Below are 24470 nucleotides of genomic sequence, written 5' to 3'. Positions count from 1 at the left end.
AAGGAGCCGCAGTCATATGTCGATTCGCAAATACCAGAGAGTGCTGGCCATTCCTCGAGTGCTGCCTGCCACGTTGTTCATGTTTGTTGCGGGTTTGCCCCTGACCATTATGGGGCTCACGCTGAGCCTGCATGTACTCAACGAAATGGGCGGCAGCTATTTTGATGCAGGCGTGGTGGGAACAGCGACCGCCCTTGGGTTCGCGGTGGGCTCTCCCCTCCTCGGCCGGATGATTGACCGTCACGGGCTGCGCCTGGTAGTGGCCGTCTGCGGGACGCTGTCAACTATCGCCTGGATACTGCTGCCGATGGTGAGCTACTGGCTCTACGTCCTTCTGGCTTTTGTGGCGGGCCTGTTTACGGTGCCGACGGGTTCACTCGCCAGGCAGTTCGTCGCCAGCCTGGTGCCGGAAGATCAGCGCCGGCCTGCATACTCGCTCAACATGATGCTCATGGAGCTCTCATTCGTGATCGGGCCTGCCAGCGGCATCCTGTTGATCACTACCTATTCGGCGACTGCCACTCTGGCGGGTATCGGCCTCTGGCGTGCGTTCTCTTATGTTGTGCTTTACGTGTTGAACTGGCCTACGCGCAATGTGGACGAAGTCGCAGCAAATCCTGATCGCGTGCGACCCAAACTCCGCACATGGATGAGCGGCCGTTTGCTGGCCGTCATGTTCGTCAGTGCGGGTGCTTTGTTCGTGCTGTACGGCACCGAGTTGGCACTGATCGCCGTGCTGCGCGCCAGCGATCAGCTTGCCTTTACCGGGTATGTCATCGCCGCCATGTCCATTGCATCCATTGTGGGCGGATATGTCCACGGGATTGTCCACAGGTCGTGGTCGCAGATGAGACTCGCTTTGGCAATGAGCCTGCTGCTGCTGCCCGTAGTGTTCTTTGATGACGTCTGGTGGTGGCTGATGCTCGCGCTGTTGCCCACCAATCTGCTGTGCACGCCTACGCTGGCTGCAGGTTCGGAAGCGGTTGCCAAGCTGGCGCCTTCCAGCGTGCGAGGTGAAGTGATGGGGCTGCACGATTCGGCTTACCGAATAGGCCAGACGCTGTCCGCGCCGATTGTGGGATTCGCGATCGACAGCGTTTCCCCCGCCATGGGATTTGTCGCAGCGGCGTGTGGAGGGATTGCATTGGTTGGTATGGGGGCGCTATGCAATCTGTGGATATCAGCGCCGGCCAGAGCGGCTTGATCCACACGTCGGTCTTGGGCTGCACAGGCTCAAGACCGGTCTTTTCAGGTCAGCGGCAGACAAGAAGAATAAACTTATGCACGTTTTGGACGCTGTAAGCGTCGGAAGAAATAAGTATTTAAATTAACAAGTTAGACGCTAATTTTTCGAATTTCGATTTATTCGTGCACAGGTTATCCACAATTCACGCCGGTGATTTCTCGGGTGCAGGCGCAGGCATTGCGGGCGATCCCAAATCACGCTGGGTTTGCTCGTTCCATGCCGAGACGCGATCGTTCAGCGCAGCGATTGCGCGAGGGCCAGTGCCCTCTGCGTACATCGGTTTGCCAATCACGACTTCGATGGTGCCCGGCTTTTTACCCCATCCCTCTTTAGGCCAATACCGGCCGGCATTGTGGGAAATGGGCAGGACGGGCAAGTCCGCGTTAACTGCCAGTGCCGAACCGCTGCGCGAGAACTTTCCGATCTGGCCGTACGGCACGCGTGTGCCTTCAGGAAAGATCAACACCCAGACGCGATCCTTGAGCAACTCATCGCCCTTCTTCGCCACAACCTTCAGCGCCGCTTTGGGATTGTTGCGATCAATGGCGATGGGACGCAGCATCGCCATTGCCCAGCCGAAGAACGGCACGTACAGCAACTCCCGCTTGAGCACTTGGCTTAAAGGCTGAAAGTGGGCCGAGAGAAAGAACGTTTCCCAAGTACTCTGGTGATTGGAGACGATCACGCACGGGGTCTCGGGGATGTTTTCCTGGCCGGTGATGTTGACCTTGATGTTGAGGAACACTCGGGTCAGCCATAAGGCGCAGCGGCACCAGTAAACATTGATGAAGCGATAACGAACACGGAACGGCAGGAAAGGTGCAATAAAGAAACTCAGCGAACACCACAGCAGGGCGGTAGTGCCCAGCAGCAGGTAAAAGAAGAAAATCCTGATGGCCTGCACAATCGACATAGCTGCTTTTACCGTTACGGGGCAATTGCCCGAATTGAGCGAGCCATTGAATAGCCGTTAGCTGTTCAACAGGGCGCTGTTGTGAATAAGTTCTGCGGCAACCGCCGCCAGATCGTCAAAAACCAACGTACCTTCGGGTAATGCACCGCTTCGCGTCTTCTGACCTTTGCCAGTCATGACCAGAACAGGTTGTGAATCGACGGCCACCGCCGCCTCCAGGTCACCCTTGCTGTCGCCCACAAACCACACACCGCGCAGATCGGCGGCGTAATGGCGGGCAATTGTCTTCAGCATGCCCGGTTTTGGCTTGCGGCAATCACAGCCGGCGTCCGGGCCATGAGGGCAATAAACGACCAGTCCGACCTCACCACCCTGCTCCGCCACGAGTTCCCGCAAGCGTGCGTGCATGGCATCGAGGGTGGCGAGATCGTAGTAACCGCGAGCGATGCCGGACTGGTTGGTGGCCACTGCCACCGTCCAGCCCGCCTTACTTAGTTGCGCAATGGCCTCGATGGAGCCGGGAATCGGAACCCACTCGTCCACCGACTTGATGTAGGCGTCGGAGTCCTGGTTGATCACCCCGTCCCGATCGAGAATCAGCAACTTCACTGGCATGCGCTCCGCTGTCAGCCCAACAAGGAGATGTCGGCAACGCCGAGGAATAGATTGCGCAGACGGGCGAGCAAGGCGTAACGGTTAGCCCGCACGCTGGCGTCTTCCGCGTTGACCATCACTGCCTCGAAAAACGCATCCACAGGCTCGCGAAGTGCCGCAAGACGCGTCAGCGCTTCGTTGTACTGACGGCTGGCGGACATCGGCGCTACGGCCTGATCTGCCTGCTGAATCGCCGAGTACAGCGAGAACTCGTTGGCGTTATCGAAGTACTTTGGCTCGACGGTCTGGGCGATGTTGCCATCCGCCTTGCTCAGCAGATTGGAAACGCGCTTGTTCACGGCGGCCAGTGCTGCAGCCTCAGGCAATTTGCGGAAGGCCTGGACAGCCTGAACACGTTGATCGAAGTCCAGTGCCGAAGCGGGCTGCAAGGCGCGCACCGACAGGTAGACAGAAACGTCGACGCCTTCGTCTTCATAGCGCGCGCGCAGACGATCGAAGATGAATTCGAGCACTTGCTCCGGCAGACCGGCCGGTTTGATCTTCACACCGAACTGAGCGACGGCGAACTGCACGGTTTTGACCAGGTCCAGATCCAGCTTTTTCTCGATCAGGATGCGCAAAATGCCGAGCGCGGCGCGGCGCAAGGCGTACGGGTCTTTGCTACCGGTCGGCAGCATGCCGATGCCGAAGATGCCCACGAGTGTGTCGAGCTTGTCGGCGATGGCAACTGCGGCGCCGGTCAACGTGCCTGGCAATTCAGCACCAGCGCCGCGCGGCATGTACTGTTCGTTCAATGCCAGTGCGACGTCTTCGGGTTCGCCGTCGGCCAAGGCGTAGTAGTAGCCTGCAACGCCCTGCATCTCCGGGAACTCGCCGACCATCTCGGTCGCCAGGTCGCACTTGGACAGCAAGCCTGCACGTGCGGCGCGCTGAGCATCGCCGCCGATGCGTGGCGCGATGAACGCAGCCAGCTTGGAAACCCGTTCGGCCTTGTCGAACACCGTACCCAGTTGAGCCTGGAATACCACGTTCTGCAGGCGCTGGTTGAACGTCTCCAGCTTTTGCTTCTTGTCCTGCTTGAAGAAGAACTCGGCGTCGGTCAGACGCGGGCGAACCACCTTCTCGTTACCGTGGACGATCTGGGAAGGGTCCTTGCTATCGATGTTCGCGACAGTAATGAAGCGCGGCAGCAGCTTGCCTTCGGCATCCAGGAGGCAGAAGTACTTCTGGTTGTCCTGCATCGTGGTGATGAGGGCTTCCTGCGGTACTTCAAGGAAACGCTCCTCGAACGAGCACACCAGCGGCACTGGCCACTCGACCAGCGCAGTCACTTCATCGAGCAGTGCCGGCGGCACGATGGCGGTGCCTTCGTGTTGCGTGGCGAGCTCTTCAACGCGCTTGCTGATCAACTGACGACGCTCGTTGAAATCCGCAAGCACGTGGGCCGCGCGCAAGTCGCTGGCGTAGTTGGCCGGCGACGAAATGCGCACGCTGTCCGGATGATGGAAGCGATGGCCACGGGATTCGCGGCCGGACGTCTGGGCGAGAATGGTGCAGTCGACGACTTGATCGCCGAACAGCATCACCAGCCACTGGGTCGGACGTACGAACTCTTCCTTGCGCGCGCCCCAGCGCATGCGCTTCGGGATCGGCAGATCGTTGAGCGAATCTTCGACGATGGTCGGCAGCAGACTCAACGTTGGCTTGCCAGGGATACTCTGGCTATAGCGCAGCTTCGGGCCGCTCTGATCGATTTCGCTCAGGTCCACGCCGCACTTTTTGGCGAAGCCCAAGGCGGCCTGGGTCGGATTGCCCGCGGCATCGAACGCCGCCTGGCGTGGCGGGCCATCCAGGTTGACGCTGCGATCCGGCTGCTCGGTGGCGAGCTGAGTAACCAGCACGGCCAAGCGACGTGGGGCTGCATAGACTTGCTTGGCGCTGTAGGTCAGACCGGCAGCTTGCAGGCCTTTTTCGATACCGGCCATAAACGCATCGGCCAGGGTATTCAATGCTTTGGGTGGCAGTTCTTCGGTGCCCAATTCAACCAGAAAATCTTGAGCACTCATTGCGCAGCCTCCAGCTTGGCCAACACTTCATCGCGAATATCGGGCGCGGCCATCGGGAAGCCGAGCTTGGCCCGGGCCATCAGGTACGCCTGGGCCACGGAGCGAGCAAGGGTGCGGACGCGCAGAATGTACTGCTGACGCGCCGTCACGGAAATCGCGCGACGGGCATCCAGCAGGTTAAAGGTGTGAGAGGCCTTGAGGACCATTTCGTAGCTCGGCAATGGCAGCTCGACTTCGATCAGGCGCACGGCTTCGCTTTCATAGAAATCGAACAGCTCGAACAATTTGTCGACGTTGGCGTGCTCGAAGTTGTAGGTCGATTGCTCCACTTCGTTCTGATGGAACACATCGCCGTAGGTGACTTTGCCGAACGGGCCGTCAGTCCAGACCAGGTCGTAGACCGACTCGACGCCTTGCAGGTACATCGCCAGACGCTCGAGGCCGTAGGTGATTTCGCCCGTGACCGGGTAGCACTCGATACCGCCGACTTGTTGGAAATAGGTGAATTGCGACACTTCCATGCCGTTCAGCCAGATCTCCCAACCCAGGCCCCAGGCGCCGAGGGTGGGGGATTCCCAGTTGTCTTCGACAAAGCGGACGTCGTGCACGAGTGGGTCAAGACCCACGTGCTTCAACGAGCCAAGGTACAGCTCCTGGAAATTGTCCGGATTGGGCTTGAGAACGACCTGAAATTGATAGTAGTGCTGCAGGCGATTCGGGTTCTCGCCATAACGGCCATCGGTAGGACGACGGCTCGGTTGTACGTAGGCGGCGTTCCAGGTTTCCGGGCCGATGGCGCGCAGAAACGTAGCGGTGTGGAAAGTGCCGGCGCCCACTTCCATATCGTAGGGCTGAAGTACCACACAACCTTGCTCAGCCCAGTATTGCTGGAGGGCGAGGATCAAGTCTTGGAAGGTACGCACGGCTGGCGTAGGCTGGCTCACGAAATTCACCTGTACTGGGGGGCTGCGATTTAAAGAGCGGGAGTATACCCGATTCGGCCGTGCCTCCACCCTTGGGAGCCCTATGCCACGCTGCTTTTGGTGCAACGAAGATCCGCTTTACATGGACTACCACGATCAAGAGTGGGGTGTGCCGTTGCGCGATGCGCAGATGCTGTTCGAGTTCCTGTTGCTCGAAGGGTTCCAGGCCGGACTGTCGTGGATCACCATCCTGAAAAAGCGTGAGCGCTACCGCGAAGTGATGTTCGGCTTCGACGTCCAGCGCGTCGCCGCGATGACCGATGCTGAAATCGAAGCGCTGATGCTGGAGCCCGGCATTGTGCGCAACCGCCTCAAACTCAATGCCGCACGCAAGAACGCCCTGGCCTGGTTGCAGCTGGAGGATCCGGTTGCGTTTGTCTGGTCCTTCGTCGGCGGCGAGCCGAAGGTCAATCACTTCAAGGGCCGCAGTGAGGTCCCGGCCATTACGCCAGAGGCCGAGGCGATGAGCAAAGCGCTGAAGAAAGCCGGCTTCACCTTCGTCGGCCCGACCATCTGTTACGCGTACATGCAGGCCACCGGAATGGTGATGGACCATACGGTTGACTGCGATCGATACGCCGAGCTGGCGGGTGATGTGGATAATCGGCTCCCATGAATGGTTACAATGGCCGCCTCATGTATTCGGGAGTGATCTGTGGATAAGTTCAAAGGCGCCTTGATGGTTGGGGCATTGCGCCTGTTTGCCCTGTTGCCGTGGCGCGCAGTGCAATGGGTCGGCACCTGCATTGGTTGGCTGATGTGGAAGTTGCCTAACAGGTCCCGCGACGTCGCGCGCATCAACCTGTCCAAGTGCTTCCCCGAACTGAGCCCTGAAGAACTCGAAGCACTGGTCGGCCGCAGCCTGATGGACATCGGCAAGACCCTGACCGAAAGCGCCTGCGCGTGGATCTGGCCGGCGCAGAAGTCGATCAATCTGGTTCGCGAAGTCGAAGGGCTTCAGGTGTTGAAAGACGCCTTGGCGTCGGGCAAGGGCGTCGTCGGGATCACCAGCCATCTGGGCAACTGGGAAGTGCTCAACCACTTCTACTGCAGCCAGTGCAAACCGATCATTTTCTACCGGCCACCCAAGCTCAAGGCCGTGGACGATCTGCTGCGCAAGCAGCGCGTGCAGCTGGGTAACCGCGTGGCCGCGTCCACCAAGGAAGGCATTCTCAGCGTCATCAAGGAAGTGCGCAAAGGTGGCTCGGTCGGCATTCCGGCTGACCCTGAACCCGCTGAGTCGGCAGGGATATTCGTGCCCTTCTGCGGGACGATGGCGCTGACCAGCAAGTTCGTGCCGAACATGCTGGCGGGCGGCAAAGCCGTTGGTGTGTTTCTTCACGCGATGCGTCTGGAGGATGGCTCTGGTTACAAAGTCGTACTCGAAGCCGCGCCGGACGACATGTACAGCACCGACACCGCAACGTCGGCAGCTGCCATGAGCAAGGTGGTTGAAAAGTACGTGCGGGCCTATCCGAGCCAATACATGTGGACCATGAAGCGCTTCAAGAAACGCCCCGAGGGTGAGAAGCGCTGGTATTGAGCTGTCAGAAAAAGCTCAACCCCACTTGAAACAGTCGTTCCACGTCGCGGATGTACTTTTTATCCACAAGGAACATGACCACGTGATCGCCCGATTCGATCACTGTGCTGTCATGGGCGATGATCACCTGGTCGGCGCGGGTGATTGCGCCGATGGTCGTGCCGGGCGGCAAGTTGATGTGCATGATGGCTTTGCCAATCACCTTGCTCGATTTGGCATCGCCATGGGCGACAATCTCGATGGCTTCAGCCGCGCCCCGACGCAATGAATGCACGCTGACGATATCGCCGCGCCGCACGTGCGCCAGCAACGTACCGATGGTGGCGAGCTGAGGGCTGACGGCGACATCAATCTCTCCCCCTTGCACCAGATCGACATACGCCGGGTTGTTGATGATCGTCATCACCTTCTTCGCGCCGAGACGTTTGGCCAGCAACGACGACATGATGTTCGCCTCGTCGTCGTTGGTAAGCGCCAGAAAGAGATCGGCGTTGTCGATGTTCTCTTCCACGAGCAGGTCGCGATCGGAAGAGCTGCCTTGCAGGATCACCGTGTTGTTGAGCGTGTCAGAGAGGTGACGGCATCGGGCGGGGTTCATCTCGATGATCTTGACCTGATACCGGTTCTCGATGGCCTCCGCCAGCCGCTCGCCAATCTGACCGCCGCCAGCAATCACGATGCGCTTGTAGCTCTCATCCAGGCGACGCATCTCGCCCATGACGGCGCGAATGTCCGCCTTGGCAGCGATGAAAAAGACCTCGTCGTCAGCCTCGATAACCGTATCGCCTTGAGGAATGATCGGACGGTCGCGACGGAAAATAGCCGCAACGCGGGTGTCCACATTCGGCATGTGCGTGCGCAGCTGACGCAGTTGCTGCCCCACCAGAGGCCCGCCGTAGTACGCCTTGACCGCCACCATCTGCACCTTGCCGCCGGCGAAGTCGATGACTTGCAGCGCGCTGGGGTATTCGATGAGCCGCTTGATGTAATGGGTGACCACTTGCTCGGGGCTGATCAGCACGTCCACGGGAATGGCGCCGTTGGCGAACAGTCCTGAGCGGGTCAGGTACGCCGACTCGCGAACACGGGCAATCTTGGTGGGGGTCTGGAACAGCGTGTACGCGACCTGGCAGGCGACCATGTTGGTCTCGTCGCTGCTGGTCACGGCCACCAGCATGTCAGCGTCGTCGGCGCCGGCCTGACGCAGCACGGTCGGGAATGAGCCGCGACCATGAACGGTGCGGATATCGAGGCGATCACCCAACGCCCGCAGACGATCCTGATCGGTGTCCACGACGGTGATGTCGTTGGCTTCGCTGGCCAGGTGCTCGGCCAGCGTACCGCCGACCTGCCCTGCGCCGAGAATGATGATCTTCAATCAGTCTCTCCTTGAAATGATGATCGGGTCAGTTGCGTGTGCTGAATACCTGCGGCGTTTTCGGACCGTAGGAGCCACCAAGCCGGCTCCCACAGGAGACAGGCATCAGACCGCCGCAGCAACCTTGATCAGTTTGGCGTAGTAAAACCCGTCATGCCCGCCTTCCTGGGCCAGCAACTGACGGCCGTGGGGCTGTTTCAGACCGGGCGGTGGATTGCCTTGTTGACCGGCAATGTCCAGCTCCCGTGCGCCAGACGTACGCGCCAGGAATGCAGCGATGACTTCGGTGTTTTCAGTCGGCAGCGTCGAGCATGTGGCGTACAGCAAGATGCCGCCGACCTGCAGCGTCGGCCACAGCGCGTCGAGCAATTCGCCTTGCAGCGCGGCGAGGGCGGGAATGTCATCCGCCTGGCGTGTCAGCTTGATGTCGGGGTGGCGGCGAATCACGCCAGTCGCCGAGCAAGGCGCGTCGAGCAGAATGCGCTGGAACGGTTTGCCGTCCCACCATAGATCGGTGGCGCGGGCGTCGGCGGCGATGAGTTCGGCGCTCAGGCCCAGGCGATCCAGGTTCTCTTTGACCCGCACCATGCGCTTGGCTTCCAGGTCCACCGCGACCACGCCTGCCAAATCCGGTTGTACTTCCAGAAGGTGGCAGGTCTTGCCACCTGGCGCACAACAGGCGTCCAGCACACGCTGACCCGGCGCCAAGTCCAGCAAGTTGGCGGCCAGTTGGGCTGCCTCGTCCTGAACGCTGATCCAGCCCTCGGCGAACCCCGGCAGTGAGCGAACATCGCCCGGTTCGGTGAGCACGATACCGTCCTGGCTGAACGTGCTGGGCGTTGCGGCGATGCCTGCGTCCAGCAACAGCTGAAGGTACTGCTCGCGGGTTTTGTGCCGGCGGTTAACCCGCAAAATCATCGGCGGGTGGGCGTTGTTCGCCGCACAAATCGCTTCCCAATGCTCGGGCCACGCGGCTTTCAGCGCTTTTTGCAGCCAGCGTGGATGGGCAGTGCGCACCACCGGATCGTGTTCCAGCTCTGTCAGCAATGCCTCGCCTTCCCGTTGGGCTCGACGCAGCACGGCATTGAGCAACGCTTTTGCCCACGGCTTTTTCAGCTTGTCGGCGCAGCCTACGGTTTCGCCGATAGCAGCATGGGCGGGAATGCGCGAATAGAACAGCTGATACAGACCCACCAGCAATAAAGCCTGCACGTCGTTATCAGCGGTTTTGAAAGGTTTCTGCAGCAGCTTGGCCGCCAGCGCGGAGAGCCTCGGCTCCCAGCGCGCGGTGCCAAATGCCAGGTCCTGAGTCAGGCCGCGGTCGCGGTCTTCAACCTTGTCCAGTTGCGTGGGCAAGGAGCTGTTCAGCGATGCCTTGCCACTCAGTACGGCAGCCAGAGCCTTGGCCGCGGCCAGACGCGGGTTCATCGCGCATCCACCGCTTGGCCGAGGACGGTGCCCACGGCGAATTTCTCGCGGCGGCTGTTGAACAGGTCAGCGAAGCCCAGAGGTTTGCCGCCCGGGAGTTGCAGACGGGTCAGACGCAGTGCGCCAACCCCGCACGCGATCACCAGACCTTCTTTGTTCGCGTCGATGATGCTGCCGGGCGTGCCCTCCCCGTCGGCAACCTGCGCGGCCAACACTTTCAGCGCTTCGCCGTTCAGCGTGCTGTGGCAGATCGGCCATGGGTTGAAGGCGCGTACCAGTCGCTCCAGCTCAACCGCCGGGCGGCTCCAGTCGATGCGCGCTTCATCTTTGTTCAGTTTGTGCGCATAGGTCGCGACGCTGTCGTCCTGCACTTCGCCAACCAGTGTGCCCTCAGCTAGCCTGGCAATGGCTTGAATCACCGCAGTCGGGCCGAGCTCAGCGAGACGATCGTGCAGCGTGCCGCCGGTGTCATCGGTCGTGATCGGGGTGGTCACCTTGAGCAGCATCGGGCCGGTGTCCAGCCCCGCTTCCATGCGCATGACCGTCACGCCGCTTTCGGCATCGCCCGCCTGCACCGCGCGCTGAATCGGCGCAGCACCGCGCCAGCGTGGCAGCAACGAGGCATGACTGTTGATGCAGCCCAGACGCGGAATATCCAGCACGGTCTGCGGCAGGATCAGGCCATAGGCGACCACCACCAGCAGGTCCGGCTGTAACGCAGCCAGCTCGGCCTGGGCTTCGGGTGCGCGCAAGGTAGGCGGCTGCATGACAGGAATGTTGTGCTGGAGGGCAAGCTGCTTGACCGGGCTCGGCATCAGCTTCTGGCCACGACCGGCCGGGCGATCTGGCTGGGTGTACACCGCAATGACGTCGTGGGGACTGTCGAGCAGGGCTTTCAAATGCTCGGCGGCGAATTCCGGGGTGCCGGCGAACACGATGCGCAGTGGCTCAGTCATGGGCTTCTCTGTGAGGTATGACAATAGAAGCGCGTGTGCCCGCGGATAGCGTGGTGTCAGCCGACGGATGCATCAGAGACAGGTCGCAGTCGCGGGCAATCGTGCTCCTACAGTAGAAAGGAGGACGGCTGGATCAGGCGTTTTGCTTGTGGAGTTTTTCCAGCTTCTTCTTGATCCGGTCGCGCTTGAGATTGGACAGGTAATCAACGAACAGCTTGCCGTTCAGGTGGTCGCATTCATGCTGGATGCACACGGCGAGCAGGCCCTCGGCGATGAATTCGTAGGGCTGGCCATCACGGTCCAGCGCCTTGACCTTGATCCGTTGCGGGCGATCCACGTTCTCGTAGAAACCCGGAACAGACAGACAGCCTTCCTGGTACTGGTCCATCTCGTCGGTCAGCGGCTCGATCTCGGGGTTGATGAACACCCGCGGCTCGCTGCGATCTTCGGAGAGATCCATCACCACCACGCGCTTGTGTACGTTAACCTGCGACGCGGCCAGACCGATGCCAGGTGCTTCGTACATGGTTTCAAACATGTCGTCGACCAACTGGCGAATGCCGTCGTCCACTTCAGCCACCGGTTTGGCGATGGTGCGCAGGCGCGAATCGGGAAATTCGAGGATGTTTAGAATGGCCATATACGTAAGGGATGCACTGTAGGGTAAAGTCAAAATCGGCTGCTAGGCTTGGGACGTCACAAGCTGCAGCCCTAGTAAAACCGGAAGTCTCGCAAGACTCAGCGTTTCACGCGAAGCCAACATGATAAAGGGATTCACCGCATGAGGAAATCACTACTCGCCCTGCTGCTGTTGGCCGCGACCGGCCTTGTCCAGGCGCAAGTACAGCTCAGGGATGGCCATCCACAGAGTTACACCGTCGTCGCCGGTGACACACTTTGGGACATTTCCGGAAAATTTCTAAGCCAGCCCTGGAAGTGGCCGCAGCTCTGGCGCGCCAATCCACAGGTCCACGACCCTGATCTGATCTACCCCGGCGATACGCTCAACCTGATTTATGTCGATGGTCAGCCACGCATCGTGGTCAACCGCGGCGAGTCCCGGGGCACCATCAAATTGTCCCCGCGGGTGCGCAGTACGCCGATTGCCGAGGCGATTCCGACCATTCCGCTGGGCGCGATCAATGCGTTTCTGCTGAACAACCGAATCATCGATAACGCTAACCAGTTTGAAGTCGCGCCCCATGTCGTGGCCGGCCCCGGCGAGCGGGTGCTCAGTGGCGCGGGTGATCGCATCTATGCCCGCGGACAGTTCGAGCCGAGCCATGTGGCGTACGGCATCTATCGCAAGGGCAAGACGTACGTCGATCCGGTCACCGGCGTGGTGTTGGGCATCAATGCCGATGACATCGGCAGCGGCGAAATCGTCGCCACGGAAGGCGATGTGGCGACGTTGCAAATGCAGCGCTCCACCCAGGAAGTGCGCCTTGGCGACCGACTGTTTGTCAGCGAAGAGCGCCGGATCAATTCCACCTTTGTCCCCAGCGAACCTCAGCAGCCGGTCGACGGCACTATCATCGACGTGCCGCGGGGCGTAACCCAGATCGGCGAGTTCGACGTGGTCACTATTGATCGTGGTCGGCTTGATGGCTTGGCCGAAGGCAACGTATTGGCGATCTACAAGACCGGTGAGACGGTGCGCGACCGGGTCAATGGTGACCAAGTCAAGATTCCGGACGAGCGCTCTGGGCTACTGATGGTCTTCCGCACGTACGAGCGACTGAGCTACGGCATGGTGCTTCACGCAACCCGATCTCTGGCGGTGCAGGACAAAGTCCGCAATCCGTAATGCTATGTATCAGCTGTAAATCACTTTTCTCCACCGGCATGCTTCACTTATCAAATTGTTGTTAACAGACTTATCCACAGCTTGGTTCATTGATTAAGGTGGACCACTGATCAAGGAAGATCACATGCCGTTGTTCGAAAAGGCCGGTCAGTCGCCGGCCGAGCTGGAAGCACGCTTGCGTCTGCATCGGCTGCCGGAAATCGGCCCAAAACGTTTCCATACCCTCATCGATGCGTTCGGCAGCGCCTCTGCCGCGTTGAGTGCGCCGGCTTCAGCGTGGCGATCATTACGTCTGCCGGCGGCCAGTGCCGACGCCCGTCGCAGTGCTGAAGTACGCGACGGCGCCAGCGCTGCACTGGCCTGGTTAGAGCGCCCGGGCCAGCATTTGCTGATGTGGGACGACCCTGACTACCCCGCGCTGCTGGCAGAAATTCCGGATCCACCGCCGCTGCTTTTCATCGCAGGAAACCGCGCATTGCTCGAACGTCCGCAGTTGGGAATGGTGGGCAGTCGACGCGCTTCCAAGCCTGGGCTCGACACCGCTGCGGCGTTCGCGCGGAGCCTGGCGGGCGCCGGTTTTGTCATCACCAGCGGGCTGGCGCTGGGTATCGATGGCGCCGCTCATCAAGGTGCGCTGGATGTAAAAGGCGGGACAATCGGTGTGCTTGGCACCGGCATCGAGAAACTTTATCCACAGCGGCATCGCCAACTCGCAGCGCGCATGATGGCCGATGGCGGCGCAGTGATTTCCGAGCTGCCACTGGACGCAGGCCCCCACGCCAGCAACTTTCCCCGGCGCAATCGAATCATCAGCGGTCTGTCCCTGGGTGTGCTGGTGGTCGAGGCCAGCGTCGCCAGCGGATCGCTGATTACGGCACGTCTTGCCGCCAAACAGGGCCGTGAGGTCTATGCCATCCCCGGCTCTATCCATCATCCGGGCGCCAGGGGTTGTCACCAGTTGATCCGTGAAGGGGCGGTGCTGGTGGAAACCATCGACCATATTCTTGAAGCGCTGCAGGGCTGGAAAAACGTCGCGCCGAGTCCTGACGTCGTTGATAAGCCGTCGACCCCACTGCACCCGCTTCTGGCGCTCTTGCACGCAGCGCCGCAAACCGGCGAGGCGCTGGCCCATAACAGCGGTTGGCCTTTGCCCAAAGTCCTGGCGGCGCTGACCGACCTTGAAATCGACAGCAGCGTGGCCTGTGAAGCCGGGCGATGGTTTGCCCGGGCACGCTGAGGTTAAACTGCCGCCTGCGCAATTTGGGAGAACGGACGATGGTCAGCAGTTGGCGAGTGCAGCAAGCCGCACGAGAAATTCAGGCCGGGGCGGTGATTGCCTATCCAACCGAAGCGGTGTGGGGGTTGGGCTGTGACCCTTGGGATGCGGAGGCGGTGTATCGCTTGCTGGCAATCAAGGCGCGGCCTGTTGATAAGGGCTTGATCCTGATCGCAGACAACATCCGTCAGTTTGATTTTCTCTTCGAGGACTTCCCTGAGCTGTGGATCGATCGCATGGCCAGCACCTGGCCGGGACCGAATACCTGGCTGGTGCCCCATCAAGGCCTGTTGCCGGACTGGATCACCGGAAAGCACGACACCGTCGCCCTCCGGGTTAGCGATCACCCGACCGTACGCGAGCTGTGCGCCTTGACCGGTCCGCTGGTGTCGACTTCCGCAAACCCTACCGGCCGCCCCGCTGCCCGCTCGCGATTGCGCGTTGAGCAGTATTTCCACGAGCAGCTGGACATGGTTCTGGGTGGCAGTCTTGGCGGGCGCCGCAATCCTAGTGTGATCCGTGATCTGGTGACGGCTGAGGTGGTAAGGGCGGGGTAATGCCAGCCCGGACTAGCGCTAAGGTGCAAAGCCTGTAGGAGCGCGCTTGCCCGCGAAAACGTCTTGTCAGCCGCTGAAGGCGTAACAGACATATCGCATTCGCGGGCAAGCGCGCTCCTACAACGTCAAATGCGGGATCAAGGCACCAGAATGATCGACCCAACCGTTCTGCGGCCGGACAGTTCGGTGTGCGCCGTCGCGGCATCCTTGAGGGCGAACTTCTGGATGTCGTCAACCTTCACTTTGCCGGTGGCAACCATTTCAAACACTTCATCCGCCATTGCCTGCAAGGCTTCCGGGGTGTTCGCGTAGGAGCCCAATGTCGGGCGAGTGACGTAGAGCGAGCCTTTCTGAGCGAGAACCCCCAGATTCACCCCGGTCACCGCGCCTGATGCATTGCCGAAGCTGACGAGCAGGCCTCGCAATTCCAGGCAATTCAGAGACGTTTCCCACGTGTCTTTACCCACACCGTCATAGACCACGGGGACTTTCTTGCCATCGGTCAATTCCAGTACACGCTGAACGACGTCTTCCTTGCTGTAATCGATCACTTCCCACGCGCCGAGTGCCTTGGCGTGCGCAGCCTTCTCTGCCGAGCTGACCGTGCCGATGAGCTTGACGCCCAAGGCATTGGCCCACTGGCAGGCGATCGATCCCACGCCGCCGGCAGCGGCATGGAACAGGATGGTTTCTTCAGGGCGGATCTCATAGGTCTGGCGAAACAGGTACTGCACGGTCAGGCCCTTGAGCATGACGGCGGCGCCCTGCTCGAAGCTGATGCCGTCGGGCAGTTTGGCAATATTTGCGGCCGGTGTTACGTGCACGTCCCCGTACGCACCCAGCGGGCCTGTGCCGTACACCACCCGGTCGCCGACTTTGACGTGGGTGACTTCGCTGCCGACCGCTTCAACCAGGCCCGCGCCTTCGTTGCCCAACCCCGACGGGAACGAAGGCGCCGGGTACAGGCCGCTGCGAAAGTAGGTCTCGATGAAGTTGACGCCAATCGCCTTGTTACGCACGAGCACGTCTTTGGGGCCTGGCGCCGGGGGTTCGAAGTCCACGTACTCGAGCACTTCGGGACCGCCATAAGCCTTGAACTGGATACGTTTTGCCATTTGCTTTCTCCGTCATGGATCGGACTTGCAGGGGATGACTGTCGATGCGAAAGGGCTCTATCGGACTCCTTCGCTCGCGCTTCGTCAACTGCGGCATCTGCCAAGCCGGTGATATGCTACGGGCCGAATTTCGCCGACGGGATTTGCTCAGCCGGGCGTGCCATCAACGCCAAGAACGGTCGAATCCCGCTCCCGACGCACGTTTCAGTTTATGCAGGTACCGCCATGTCCTTTCGCACCGATGCCGTCAAAGCCTACTTGCTCGATCTTCAGGACCGCATTTGCGCCGCGCTGGAAACCGAAGATGGCAGCGCCCGTTTTGTCGAGGACGCCTGGGAACGGCCTGCGGGCGGTGGCGGACGAACCCGCGTGATCGAGAACGGCTACATCCTCGAAAAGGGCGGGGTCAATTTTTCCCACGTTTTCGGCGCAGGCCTTCCTCCTTCGGCCAGCGCCCATCGACCGGAGCTGGCAGGACGTGGTTTCGAAGCCCTCGGCGTGTCGCTGGTGATGCACCCGCACAATCCCCATGTGCCGACTGCCCACGCCAATGTGCGGTTCTTCATCGCAGAGAAAGAAGGCGAAGAACCGGTGTGGTGGTTCGGCGGCGGCTTTGACTTGACCCCCTATTACGGCGTCGAGGAAGACTGCGTTCATTGGCACCGCGTCGCCGAGCAGGCCTGCGCGCCTTTTGGCGCTGACGTCTATCCCCGTTACAAGGCGTGGTGCGATCGCTACTTCCATATCAAGCATCGCAATGAGCCGCGCGGCGTCGGTGGATTGTTTTTCGACGACCTCAACGAATGGGATTTCGACACCAGCTTCGGATTCATCCGCGCCATCGGTGATGCATTCGTCGAGGCGTATCTGCCCATCGTTCAGCGCCGCAAAGACACGCCGTACACGCCGCAGCAGCGTGAATTTCAGGAGTTTCGTCGTGGGCGTTACGTTGAATTCAATCTGGTGTACGACCGCGGCACCTTGTTCGGGCTGCAATCGGGTGGTCGCACTGAATCGATCCTCATGTCGCTGCCGCCGCAAGTGCGTTGGGGCTATGACTGGAAGGCCGAGCCGGGCAGTGAGGAAGCACGCCTGACCGAGTATTTTCTGCAGGATCGCGACTGGCTGGCTGAGGCGGCACAGTGATGACTGACCAGTACGTTGTCTTCGGCAACCCCATTGCGCACAGCAAATCGCCGCTGATTCATCGCCTGTTCGCCCAGCAAACCGGTCAGGCGCTCGACTACCAGACCTCACTGGCGCCGGTGGACGGCTTCACCGCGTTCGCCAAGGCGTTTTTCGAGACCGGCCGTGGCGCCAACGTCACCGTGCCCTTCAAGGAAGGGGCGTATCGGCTGGCCGATCAGTTGACCGAGCGCGGCCGTCGAGCCGGGGCGGTCAATACCCTGGCCCTTCAAGCGGATGGCAGCCTGCTGGGCGACAACACTGACGGAGCAGGCCTGGTTCGGGACCTGAAGGTCAATCATGGCGTCACCCTCAAGGACAAACGCATTCTCGTGCTGGGGGCTGGCGGTGCGGTGCGCGGCGCGCTTGAACCCTTGCTGGCGGAAGATCCCTACGTGTTGGTGGTTGCCAATCGCACGGTAGCAAAGGCCGAACAACTGGCCCAGGAGTTCGCCGACATCGGCCCGGTGCTGCCCGCAGGCTATGACTGGCTGGAGGAACCGGTGGACATCATCATCAATGCCACGTCGGCCAGCCTGTCGGGCGAAGTACCGCCCATTGCGCCTAGCCTGATTCAGCCAGGCGCGACCTTTTGCTACGACATGATGTACGCCAAAGAGCCGACTGCATTCTGCCGCTGGGCCTCTGAACACAGCGCCGGACAGGCAGTGGATGGTTTGGGGATGTTGGTCGAGCAGGCAGCCGAGGCATTTTACCTGTGGCGCGGCGTGCGACCGGAATCAGCGCCGGTACTGGCGGAACTGCGGCGGTTGATGGCGCAGACCTGACCGGCTGTTATGGCGGGCGATGTACCGTAGGAGCGCGCTTGTCCGCGAAGACATTGTGTCAGTCGATGCACTTGGCAATGACTCACTGCATTTCGCGGGCAAGCGCGCTCTTACAAGGTTTTTTTCTGCTTACAACTTGGCCTTCACCGCTGGCAGCGCATCCTTGTCGTCAGCGGTTTTCACGCCGTCGAGCCATTTGTCCAGCACTGCCGGATTGGCTTTCAACCACGCTTTCACCGCCTCGGTGTTGCTGACCTTCTTATCCACCACGGTCTGCATGATCGAGTTTTCCATGTCTTGGGTGAACACCAGGTTGGAAAGCAGCTTGGCGACGTTCGGGCACGCGTCGGCAAAACCTTTACGGGTCACGGTGTAGACGCTGCCGGTATCACCGAAATACTTCTCGCCACCTTTGAGGTAGTGCATGCCTTTGATCTGCACGTTCATCGGGTGCGGCGTCCAGCCGAGGAACACCACGAACTCATTCTTCTTCACGTTGCGCTGCACTTCAGCCAGCATCGCCTGTTCGCTGGACTCCACCAATTTCCAGTCACCCAGGTCGAACTCGTTCTTTTTGATGATCTCCTGAATCGACGCGTTGGCCGGAGCTCCCGAGCCGATGCCGTAAATCTTCTTGTGGAACTTGTCGGCAAATTTGTTCAGGTCGGCGAAGTCGTGAACGCCCGCGTCATAGACGTAATCCGGAACCGCGAGGGTGAACTCGGTGCCTTCCAGATTCTTGGCGTATTGCGTCACGTCACCTGTGGCGATGAACTTGTCATAGAAGCCCTGCTGCGCCGGCATCCAGTTGCCCAAAAACACGTCGAGTTGCCCGTCCTTCAGACCACCGTAGGCGATAGGCACCGCCAGGGTGTCGATCTTGGTTTTGTAGCCCATGCCGTCGAGCAAAAAGCCTGCGGTGGCGTTGGTTGCAGCGATATCGCTCCAGCCTGGATCGGCCATCCGCACGGTGTTACAGCTAGCGTCGGCGGCATAGGCCACGACGCTGCTCAAGCTCAAGACCCCAACCGCCAGCGTGGTGAACAGCTTATTCATGGTGTGCCCCTTTTTTGGTTTTCTAGGTGTTGGCAGGGTTCAAGGTTGCGGATAACGGGCCTTGCGCTCCAGATCGTCGAGATCGATATGGTTGCGCATATACTGCTGACTGGCGTCGACCAGCGGCTGGTGATCCCAACTCTTCAGCTTGCCGATGGCCAGCGACTCGGCGACGAAACGCCGGCGTCGCTGGCTGGCGAGCACCTGGTGGTGTATCGCCGGAATGTCCCACTTGGCCTGTGCTTCGGCCAGGAACGCAGCGAACAGGTCGCGATGAGCCTCGGATCGACTCAGCTCTTCCTGCTCCTTCGGATCGTTGCCCACGTCATATAGCAGACAGGGGTCGCGTTCCGAATAAATGAATTTGTACGCGCCGCGACGAATCATCATCAGCGGACTGTTGGTGCCCTCAGCCATGTACTCGCCGAACACCTCGTCGTGACCGCCCTCGCCTTGCAGATGCGGTAACAGCGAACGGCCATCGAGCGGCAACCAGGCGTCCAGTTGACCGTCAGCCAACGCCACAAAAGTCGGCAACAGGTCGGCGGTGGACACCGCGGCCTGCACGCGGCTGGCCTTGAACTGCCCCGGAGCGTACACCAGCAGCGGCACCCGCGCCGACATCTCGAACCAGTGCATTTTGTACCAGAGCCCGCGCTCACCGAGCATGTCGCCATGGTCGCCGGAGAACACGATGATCGTGTCATCGGCCAGGCCGGTTTCCTCCAGGGTTTTCAGCAGTTTGCCGACGTTGTCATCAATGTAGCTGCATGCACCGAAATAGGCGCGGCGCGCGTCGCGAATTTTCTGCTCCGGCAGCGGCTTGTCCCACAGGTCATAGACCTTCAGCAGGCGCTGAGAATGCGGGTCCAGTTCGGGCTGGGGCAACGGCGCGTGGGGCATCGGGATTTCGTCGTCGCTGTACAGATTCCAGTAAGACTTGGGAATGGTGTACGGATCGTGGGGATGGGTCATCGACACCGTCAGGCAAAACGGCTGATCGCCGTCTTCGCGCACATGATCGAACAGATACTGCTGCGCCTTGAACACCACTTCTTCGTCGAAATCGAGCTGATTGGTTCGCACGCAAGGACCAGCCTGCAGCACCGATGACATGTTGTGGTACCAGCTCGGGCGCACGTCTGGTTCGTCCCAGTTCACGGCCCAACCGTAATCGGCCGGATAGATGTCGCTGGTCAGGCGCTCTTCGTAGCCGTGCAATTGATCAGGGCCACAGAAATGCATCTTGCCGGACAGCGCCGTGCGATAGCCGAGACGACGCAGGTAGTGAGCGTAGGTCGGCACATCAGCGGGGAAATCAGCGGCGTTGTCGTAAGCGCCGATCTTGCTCGGCAACTGACCGCTGACCAAGGTGAAGCGCGACGGCGCGCACAGCGGACTGTTGCAGTAGGCGGCGTCGAACACCACGCCTTCAGCGGCAAGGCGACTCAAGTGGGGCATTTTGATGGGAGAAGAGGCGTACATCGGCAACATGGGCGCGGCCATCTGATCGGCCATGATGAAAAGAATGTTTTTGCGCTTCATGTATTCGCGGCATCCCATAGTCATTATTTATGCGAAAGTGCTCCGACCGAGGATGGTGCCCATGCCGTCTGCGGTAAAGCCCATGAGAGGCAATGCCTAGGATAAGTGCAGCTTATGTTTGAAGCCCTTGGTGCCATATCGCTGGATTTGCTTCGCGGCTTTGAGGCCGCAGCACGGTTGCGCAGTTTTACCGCTGCGGCCATCGAGCTCGGCACCACTCAGCCGGCCATCAGCCAGCAAATCAAGCGACTGGAGGAGCAACTGGCGACGCGGCTTTTTGATCGCATTTATCGCGGCATCGAGCTGACGGACGCCGGGCTGATTCTCTTCAATCACGTACAGACAGGGCTGGAGTCGATAAACGCCGGCCTCAATGCAATCACCGGGCAGCATCAGCATGAGGTGCTGCAAGTGGCGACCGACTTCGCCTTCGCCGCGTATTGGCTGATGCCGCGCCTGCACCGTTTCCACAAGGACAACCCCGACGTCGACGTCAGCCTGGTCACCAGCGAGCGCAGCCACAGCATGCTCCGCGCAGATATCGATGTGGCCGTGTTGTTCGGTGACGGGCGATTCAAGCAGGGGGAAAGCCACTGGTTGTTCAGCGAAGAAGTGTTCCCGGTCTGCAGCCCACAATTGTTGAAGGGTCGCGATCTGCCCTTGCCCACCGAAGCGCTGAAAGACTTCGCGCTGCTGCACCTTCGCGGCGAAGGCGGCAACAACTGGTTTGACTGGGCTGGCGTGTTCCGCGCCCTGAATATCCCTCAGGCACCCGCACCGGGGCAGCTGCGATTCGACAACTACACCCTGCTGATTCAGGCGGCGATCGGCGGCCAGGGTGTGGCCATCGGCTGGCGACATCTGGTGGATGATTTGCTTGAGCAGGGTTTGTTGTGCCGCCCGATCGAAGCCAGCGCCGTCTCCGGATACGGGTATTACATCGTCCTGCCGCAACGCAAACGCCGCGTGCAGATTGTGCAGCGGTTCGTGGACTGGTTACGAAGTGAACAGGCGTTGAGCGGGGATTTGTTGAAGGGCAAGGCACTGCCGTCGATTGCGGTTTAGCGCTTGGCATTGGGACCGTACAGGAGCGCGCTTGCCGCGAATGCGGTGTGCCAACAGAATTTATCTGTCAGGACGACTGCATTTCGCGGGCAAGCGCGCTCCTACCAATTTGGAGTCCGTCTCACAACGCGTGGATGGACACCATTTCCAAAGTCCCTTAGTTCAGCACGCCATCCAGGATTTCATAAACGACACCGCTGCCGATTGCGATCAGCACAACGTCCGGGCCCAGGCGGCGCCATTCGTAGCCATCGTATTGCGGCAGGTACTGCAGCGAGCGTTGGTCCAGTCTACGGCCATAACCGCGTGGCAGCGGGTGGCCTTTGACGATGTGGACGCCAGGGGGCAGCGGCTGACCGCGACCGATGATTTCCCGGTGCTCGGTGATGGTCCGGCGCACGTCGCCGAAATCAGCTGGAGGACGGCCGCCACGCTGATTGTTGCCACGGTTATCGGCGCGCGGGTCGTTGCGATGGTCGTTGCCGTTGTTATTACCGTTGCCATTGCCGCGATCGCCCTGCGGACCACCTTGCTGGCCGTGGTCCTGATGCTGGCCCGGGCCGTTGTCATCGCCGCCGCGTTGATCCGGTGGTGCAGCCTGAACCAGCGCGCTGGCGCTGAGCATCAACACGCCCAATCCGGCGATCAAACGATTCGAGACTTTCATGTAGCGCGCTCCTGAGCAGATACGGGCAGCAAAAAGGGGTTCAGGACGTGGTCCTGAACCCCTTCGCTGTACCGCTTAGTGTGCTGCCAGAGACTGAGATTCCTCTGTATCAGAAACTTTACCTTCGGCTACCCGGGCTTTACGCACGCCTTCCGACAACTGCGCGCACAACTCCAGCACGCCGCTGACCGCTTGTTCTGGCGAGGACGCATTGGCGATCTGGTCAATCAATGCCGAACCGACGACGACACCGTCGGCCACGCGCGCAATGGCTGCTGCCTGTTCAGCCGTGCGAATCCCGAAGCCGACACTGATTGGCAGATTGGTATGGCGGCGAAGGCGTTGCACAGCATCCTTGACGTGATCAATCGTTGCCGAGCCTGCCCCCGTCACGCCTGCTACCGACACGTAGTAAACGAAACCGGAGCTGCCATTGAGCACGGTCGGCAAGCGAACGTCATCGGTGGTCGGCGTGGTCAGACGGATGAAGTCCAGGCCGGCGTCCTGCGCAGGGTCGCACAGCTCGGCGTTATGCTCCGGCGGCAGGTCCACCACGATGACGCCGTCGACGCCAGAGGCATGGGCTTCGGAAATGAAGCGCTCAATCCCGTAATTGTGGATCGGGTTGTAGTAACCCATCAACACCAGCGGCGTTGAGGTGTCTTCTGCGCGAAACTCGCGAACCATCTGCAGCGTTTTCGCCAGGTTTTGCTTGGCATCGAGAGCGCGAATATTGGCCAGCTGAATCGCCGGGCCGTCGGCCATCGGGTCAGTGAACGGCATACCCAGCTCGATCACATCGGCGCCTGCCTTCGGCAACCCCTTGAGGATCGCCAGAGAGGTGTCGTAGCCCGGATCGCCTGCCGTGATGAAGGTCACCAGAGCTGCGCGATTTTGTTCTTTCAGTTCGGCAAAACGCGTTTGCAGGCGGCTCATCAGTGTTTCTCCTGCTGGGACAGATCCAGGTGATGCATCACGGTTTGCATGTCCTTGTCGCCACGACCGGACAGGTTGACCACCATCAGGTGATCCTTTGGCAGCGTTGGCGCACGTTTGAAAACTTCAGCCAGGGCGTGAGCGGTTTCCAGCGCCGGAATGATGCCTTCGAGAAGGCAGCACTGGTGGAATGCAGCCAACGCTTCATCGTCGGTGACCGAGGTGTATTCGACGCGGCCGATATCGTGCAACCAGGCGTGCTCCGGGCCGATGCCTGGATAATCAAGACCGGCTGAAATCGAGTGGGCGTCGATGATTTGGCCGTCATCGTCCTGCAGCAGGAAAGTGCGGTTGCCGTGCAGGACGCCCGGAACGCCTCCGTTCAGGCTGGCGGCGTGCTTGCCGGTTTCGATGCCGTGACCGGCCGCTTCCACACCGATGATGCGCACACTCGTGTCATCCAGGAACGGGTGGAACAGGCCCATTGCATTGGAGCCACCGCCGATGCACGCCACCAGGCTGTCCGGCAGACGACCTTCCTGCTCCTGCATCTGCACGCGGGTTTCTTTGCCGATCACAGACTGGAAATCGCGGACCATCGCCGGGTAGGGGTGTGGGCCTGCAACGGTGCCAATCATGTAGAACGTGCTGTCGACATTGGTGACCCAGTCGCGCAGCGCCTCGTTCATCGCGTCTTTCAGGGTGCCGGTACCCGCGACTACCGGGATAATCGTGGCGCCCAGTAGCCTCATGCGAAACACATTGGCTTGCTGACGGTCGATATCAGTGGTGCCCATGTAGATGACGCACTCCAGACCGAAGCGCGCAGCCACGGTCGCGGTTGCAACACCGTGCATACCGGCGCCGGTCTCGGCGATGATGCGTTTTTTGCCCATGCGCCGCGCCAGCAGGACCTGGCCGATGCAGTTGTTGATCTTGTGCGCGCCGGTGTGGTTGAGCTCTTCGCGCTTCAGGTAAATCTTCGCGCCGCCACAGTGTTCGGTCAGACGCTCGGCGAAGTACAGCGGGTTCGGACGACCCACGTAATCGCGCTGGAAGTAAGCCAAATCCTTGAGGAACGAAGGATCAGTCTTCGCGATTTCGTACTCGCGGTTCAGATCGAGAATCAGCGGCATCAGGGTTTCAGCGACGTAGCGGCCGCCGAAAGCGCCGAACATGCCACGATCGTCCGGGCCTTCGCGGTATGCAGTCTGGGTCTGGGTCATGTGGACCTCCGGGGATGCGAATAGGATGAGCCGTCAGGCAGTGATCACACTCTAAACGGCGCCAGCGACGATGAAAACCGATAAGATCGGCACGACCTGTCAGGAAAACTCACATATCA

23 protein-coding genes are annotated in these 24470 nt (G+C 60.4%); 9 read left to right on the top strand and 14 right to left on the bottom strand.

What is annotated here, in order from left to right:
- Positions 1-16: 16 nt before the first annotated feature.
- The gene (locus tag L4G42_RS11975; RefSeq protein ID WP_237250202.1) at positions 17-1204 is read left to right on the top strand and encodes an MFS transporter; all 1188 of its coding nucleotides are present in this window, start codon (positions 17-19) and stop codon (positions 1202-1204) included.
- 184 nt (positions 1205-1388) lie between these two features.
- Here L4G42_RS11975 and L4G42_RS11970 read toward each other — a convergent pair whose 3' ends face one another.
- The 4 genes from L4G42_RS11970 to glyQ are packed head-to-tail and all read right to left on the bottom strand — an operon-like array spanning position 1389 to position 5784.
- Positions 1389-2159 carry a lysophospholipid acyltransferase family protein gene (locus L4G42_RS11970; RefSeq protein ID WP_237250204.1) on the bottom strand — a complete coding sequence of 257 codons (771 nt, stop codon included), beginning with the start codon at positions 2157-2159 and terminating at the stop codon, positions 1389-1391.
- A gap of 57 nt (positions 2160-2216) precedes the next feature.
- Positions 2217-2774, bottom strand: coding sequence for a D-glycero-beta-D-manno-heptose 1,7-bisphosphate 7-phosphatase (gmhB, locus tag L4G42_RS11965; RefSeq protein WP_237250205.1), 558 nt, complete (start codon positions 2772-2774; stop codon positions 2217-2219).
- Positions 2775-2785: 11 nt separating this feature from the next.
- Entirely contained in the window at positions 2786-4840 is a 2055-nt protein-coding gene (glyS, locus tag L4G42_RS11960; protein ID WP_237250207.1) for a glycine--tRNA ligase subunit beta, read from the bottom strand.
- A complete protein-coding gene (gene glyQ, locus L4G42_RS11955) occupies positions 4837-5784 on the bottom strand; it encodes a glycine--tRNA ligase subunit alpha (RefSeq protein ID WP_065988033.1) in 948 nt (315 codons plus the stop codon). The genes glyS and glyQ overlap by 4 nt, the downstream gene beginning before the upstream one ends.
- Before the next feature lie 82 nt (positions 5785-5866).
- Between glyQ and L4G42_RS11950 the strand changes: the two genes are divergently transcribed.
- Together L4G42_RS11950 and L4G42_RS11945 are read left to right on the top strand one after the other, a co-directional pair.
- A complete protein-coding gene (locus tag L4G42_RS11950) occupies positions 5867-6439 on the top strand; it encodes a DNA-3-methyladenine glycosylase I (protein WP_237250209.1) in 573 nt (190 codons plus the stop codon).
- A 39-nt stretch (positions 6440-6478) separates the two neighbouring features.
- Positions 6479-7366, top strand: a complete 888-nt coding sequence (locus L4G42_RS11945) for a lysophospholipid acyltransferase (protein ID WP_122534273.1) — start codon at positions 6479-6481, stop codon at positions 7364-7366.
- Positions 7367-7370: 4 nt separating this feature from the next.
- Here L4G42_RS11945 and trkA read toward each other — a convergent pair whose 3' ends face one another.
- From trkA to def, 4 genes are all read right to left on the bottom strand, one after another.
- Positions 7371-8744, bottom strand: a complete 1374-nt coding sequence (trkA, locus tag L4G42_RS11940) for a Trk system potassium transporter TrkA (RefSeq protein ID WP_237250211.1) — start codon at positions 8742-8744, stop codon at positions 7371-7373.
- Positions 8745-8849: 105 nt separating this feature from the next.
- Positions 8850-10172, bottom strand: coding sequence for a 16S rRNA (cytosine(967)-C(5))-methyltransferase RsmB (gene rsmB, locus L4G42_RS11935; RefSeq protein ID WP_237259247.1), 1323 nt, complete (start codon positions 10170-10172; stop codon positions 8850-8852).
- The gene (fmt, locus tag L4G42_RS11930) at positions 10169-11128 is read right to left on the bottom strand and encodes a methionyl-tRNA formyltransferase (RefSeq protein WP_237250215.1); all 960 of its coding nucleotides are present in this window, start codon (positions 11126-11128) and stop codon (positions 10169-10171) included. Before fmt ends, rsmB begins: the two co-directional genes overlap by 4 nt.
- 133 nt (positions 11129-11261) lie before the next feature.
- Positions 11262-11768 (bottom strand): peptide deformylase, encoded by a 507-nt coding sequence (def, locus tag L4G42_RS11925; RefSeq protein ID WP_237250216.1) that lies wholly within the window; start codon positions 11766-11768, stop codon positions 11262-11264.
- A 141-nt stretch (positions 11769-11909) separates the two neighbouring features.
- Here def and L4G42_RS11920 point away from each other — a divergent pair, with 141 nt between their 5' ends.
- From L4G42_RS11920 to tsaC, 3 genes are all read left to right on the top strand, one after another.
- Positions 11910-12935: a LysM peptidoglycan-binding domain-containing protein gene (locus L4G42_RS11920; RefSeq protein ID WP_237250231.1), complete on the top strand. Its 1026-nt coding sequence runs from the start codon at positions 11910-11912 to the stop codon at positions 12933-12935.
- Between the two features lie 124 nt (positions 12936-13059).
- Positions 13060-14172, top strand: coding sequence for a DNA-processing protein DprA (gene dprA / locus L4G42_RS11915; protein WP_237259248.1), 1113 nt, complete (start codon positions 13060-13062; stop codon positions 14170-14172).
- Positions 14173-14210: 38 nt separating this feature from the next.
- A complete protein-coding gene (gene tsaC, locus L4G42_RS11910) occupies positions 14211-14768 on the top strand; it encodes an L-threonylcarbamoyladenylate synthase type 1 TsaC (RefSeq protein WP_237250233.1) in 558 nt (185 codons plus the stop codon).
- A gap of 137 nt (positions 14769-14905) precedes the next feature.
- On the opposite strand, the gene L4G42_RS11905 is transcribed toward tsaC, so the two are convergent.
- Positions 14906-15883, bottom strand: a complete 978-nt coding sequence (locus tag L4G42_RS11905) for an NADPH:quinone reductase (RefSeq protein ID WP_237259249.1) — start codon at positions 15881-15883, stop codon at positions 14906-14908.
- A gap of 225 nt (positions 15884-16108) precedes the next feature.
- Here L4G42_RS11905 and hemF point away from each other — a divergent pair, with 225 nt between their 5' ends.
- On the top strand, positions 16109-17029 hold the full coding sequence (gene hemF, locus L4G42_RS11900) for an oxygen-dependent coproporphyrinogen oxidase (protein ID WP_237250235.1): 921 nt from the start codon (positions 16109-16111) through the stop codon (positions 17027-17029).
- Positions 17029-17856: a shikimate dehydrogenase gene (gene aroE / locus L4G42_RS11895; RefSeq protein ID WP_237250236.1), complete on the top strand. Its 828-nt coding sequence runs from the start codon at positions 17029-17031 to the stop codon at positions 17854-17856. The genes hemF and aroE overlap by 1 nt, the downstream gene beginning before the upstream one ends.
- 129 nt (positions 17857-17985) lie before the next feature.
- Here the strand turns inward: aroE and choX are convergent, their stop codons facing one another.
- Together choX and betC are read right to left on the bottom strand one after the other, a co-directional pair.
- The gene (gene choX / locus L4G42_RS11890) at positions 17986-18912 is read right to left on the bottom strand and encodes a choline ABC transporter substrate-binding protein (protein ID WP_237250237.1); all 927 of its coding nucleotides are present in this window, start codon (positions 18910-18912) and stop codon (positions 17986-17988) included.
- 39 nt (positions 18913-18951) lie between these two features.
- Complete coding sequence (gene betC, locus L4G42_RS11885; protein ID WP_237250238.1) at positions 18952-20457, bottom strand: choline-sulfatase; 1506 nt, start codon at positions 20455-20457, stop codon at positions 18952-18954.
- A gap of 114 nt (positions 20458-20571) precedes the next feature.
- Between betC and L4G42_RS11880 the strand changes: the two genes are divergently transcribed.
- Positions 20572-21522 carry a choline sulfate utilization transcriptional regulator gene (locus tag L4G42_RS11880; RefSeq protein WP_237250239.1) on the top strand — a complete coding sequence of 317 codons (951 nt, stop codon included), beginning with the start codon at positions 20572-20574 and terminating at the stop codon, positions 21520-21522.
- A gap of 157 nt (positions 21523-21679) precedes the next feature.
- Here L4G42_RS11880 and L4G42_RS11875 read toward each other — a convergent pair whose 3' ends face one another.
- The 3 genes from L4G42_RS11875 to trpB all read right to left on the bottom strand — a co-directional run bounded on the left by L4G42_RS11875 (position 21680) and on the right by trpB (position 24351).
- Positions 21680-22189: an anti-virulence regulator CigR family protein gene (locus L4G42_RS11875; RefSeq protein ID WP_237250240.1), complete on the bottom strand. Its 510-nt coding sequence runs from the start codon at positions 22187-22189 to the stop codon at positions 21680-21682.
- Positions 22190-22264: 75 nt separating this feature from the next.
- Entirely contained in the window at positions 22265-23125 is an 861-nt protein-coding gene (gene trpA / locus L4G42_RS11870) for a tryptophan synthase subunit alpha (protein ID WP_237250241.1), read from the bottom strand.
- Complete coding sequence (gene trpB, locus L4G42_RS11865; protein WP_237250242.1) at positions 23125-24351, bottom strand: tryptophan synthase subunit beta; 1227 nt, start codon at positions 24349-24351, stop codon at positions 23125-23127. Before trpB ends, trpA begins: the two co-directional genes overlap by 1 nt.
- Positions 24352-24470: the final 119 nt, after the last annotated feature.

The organism is Pseudomonas petrae (assembly GCF_021728295.1).
Classification (GTDB): domain Bacteria; phylum Pseudomonadota; class Gammaproteobacteria; order Pseudomonadales; family Pseudomonadaceae; genus Aquipseudomonas; species Aquipseudomonas petrae.
Note: the sequence above shows the minus strand (reverse complement) of the source record. Positions and strands in the feature narration are given on the sequence as shown.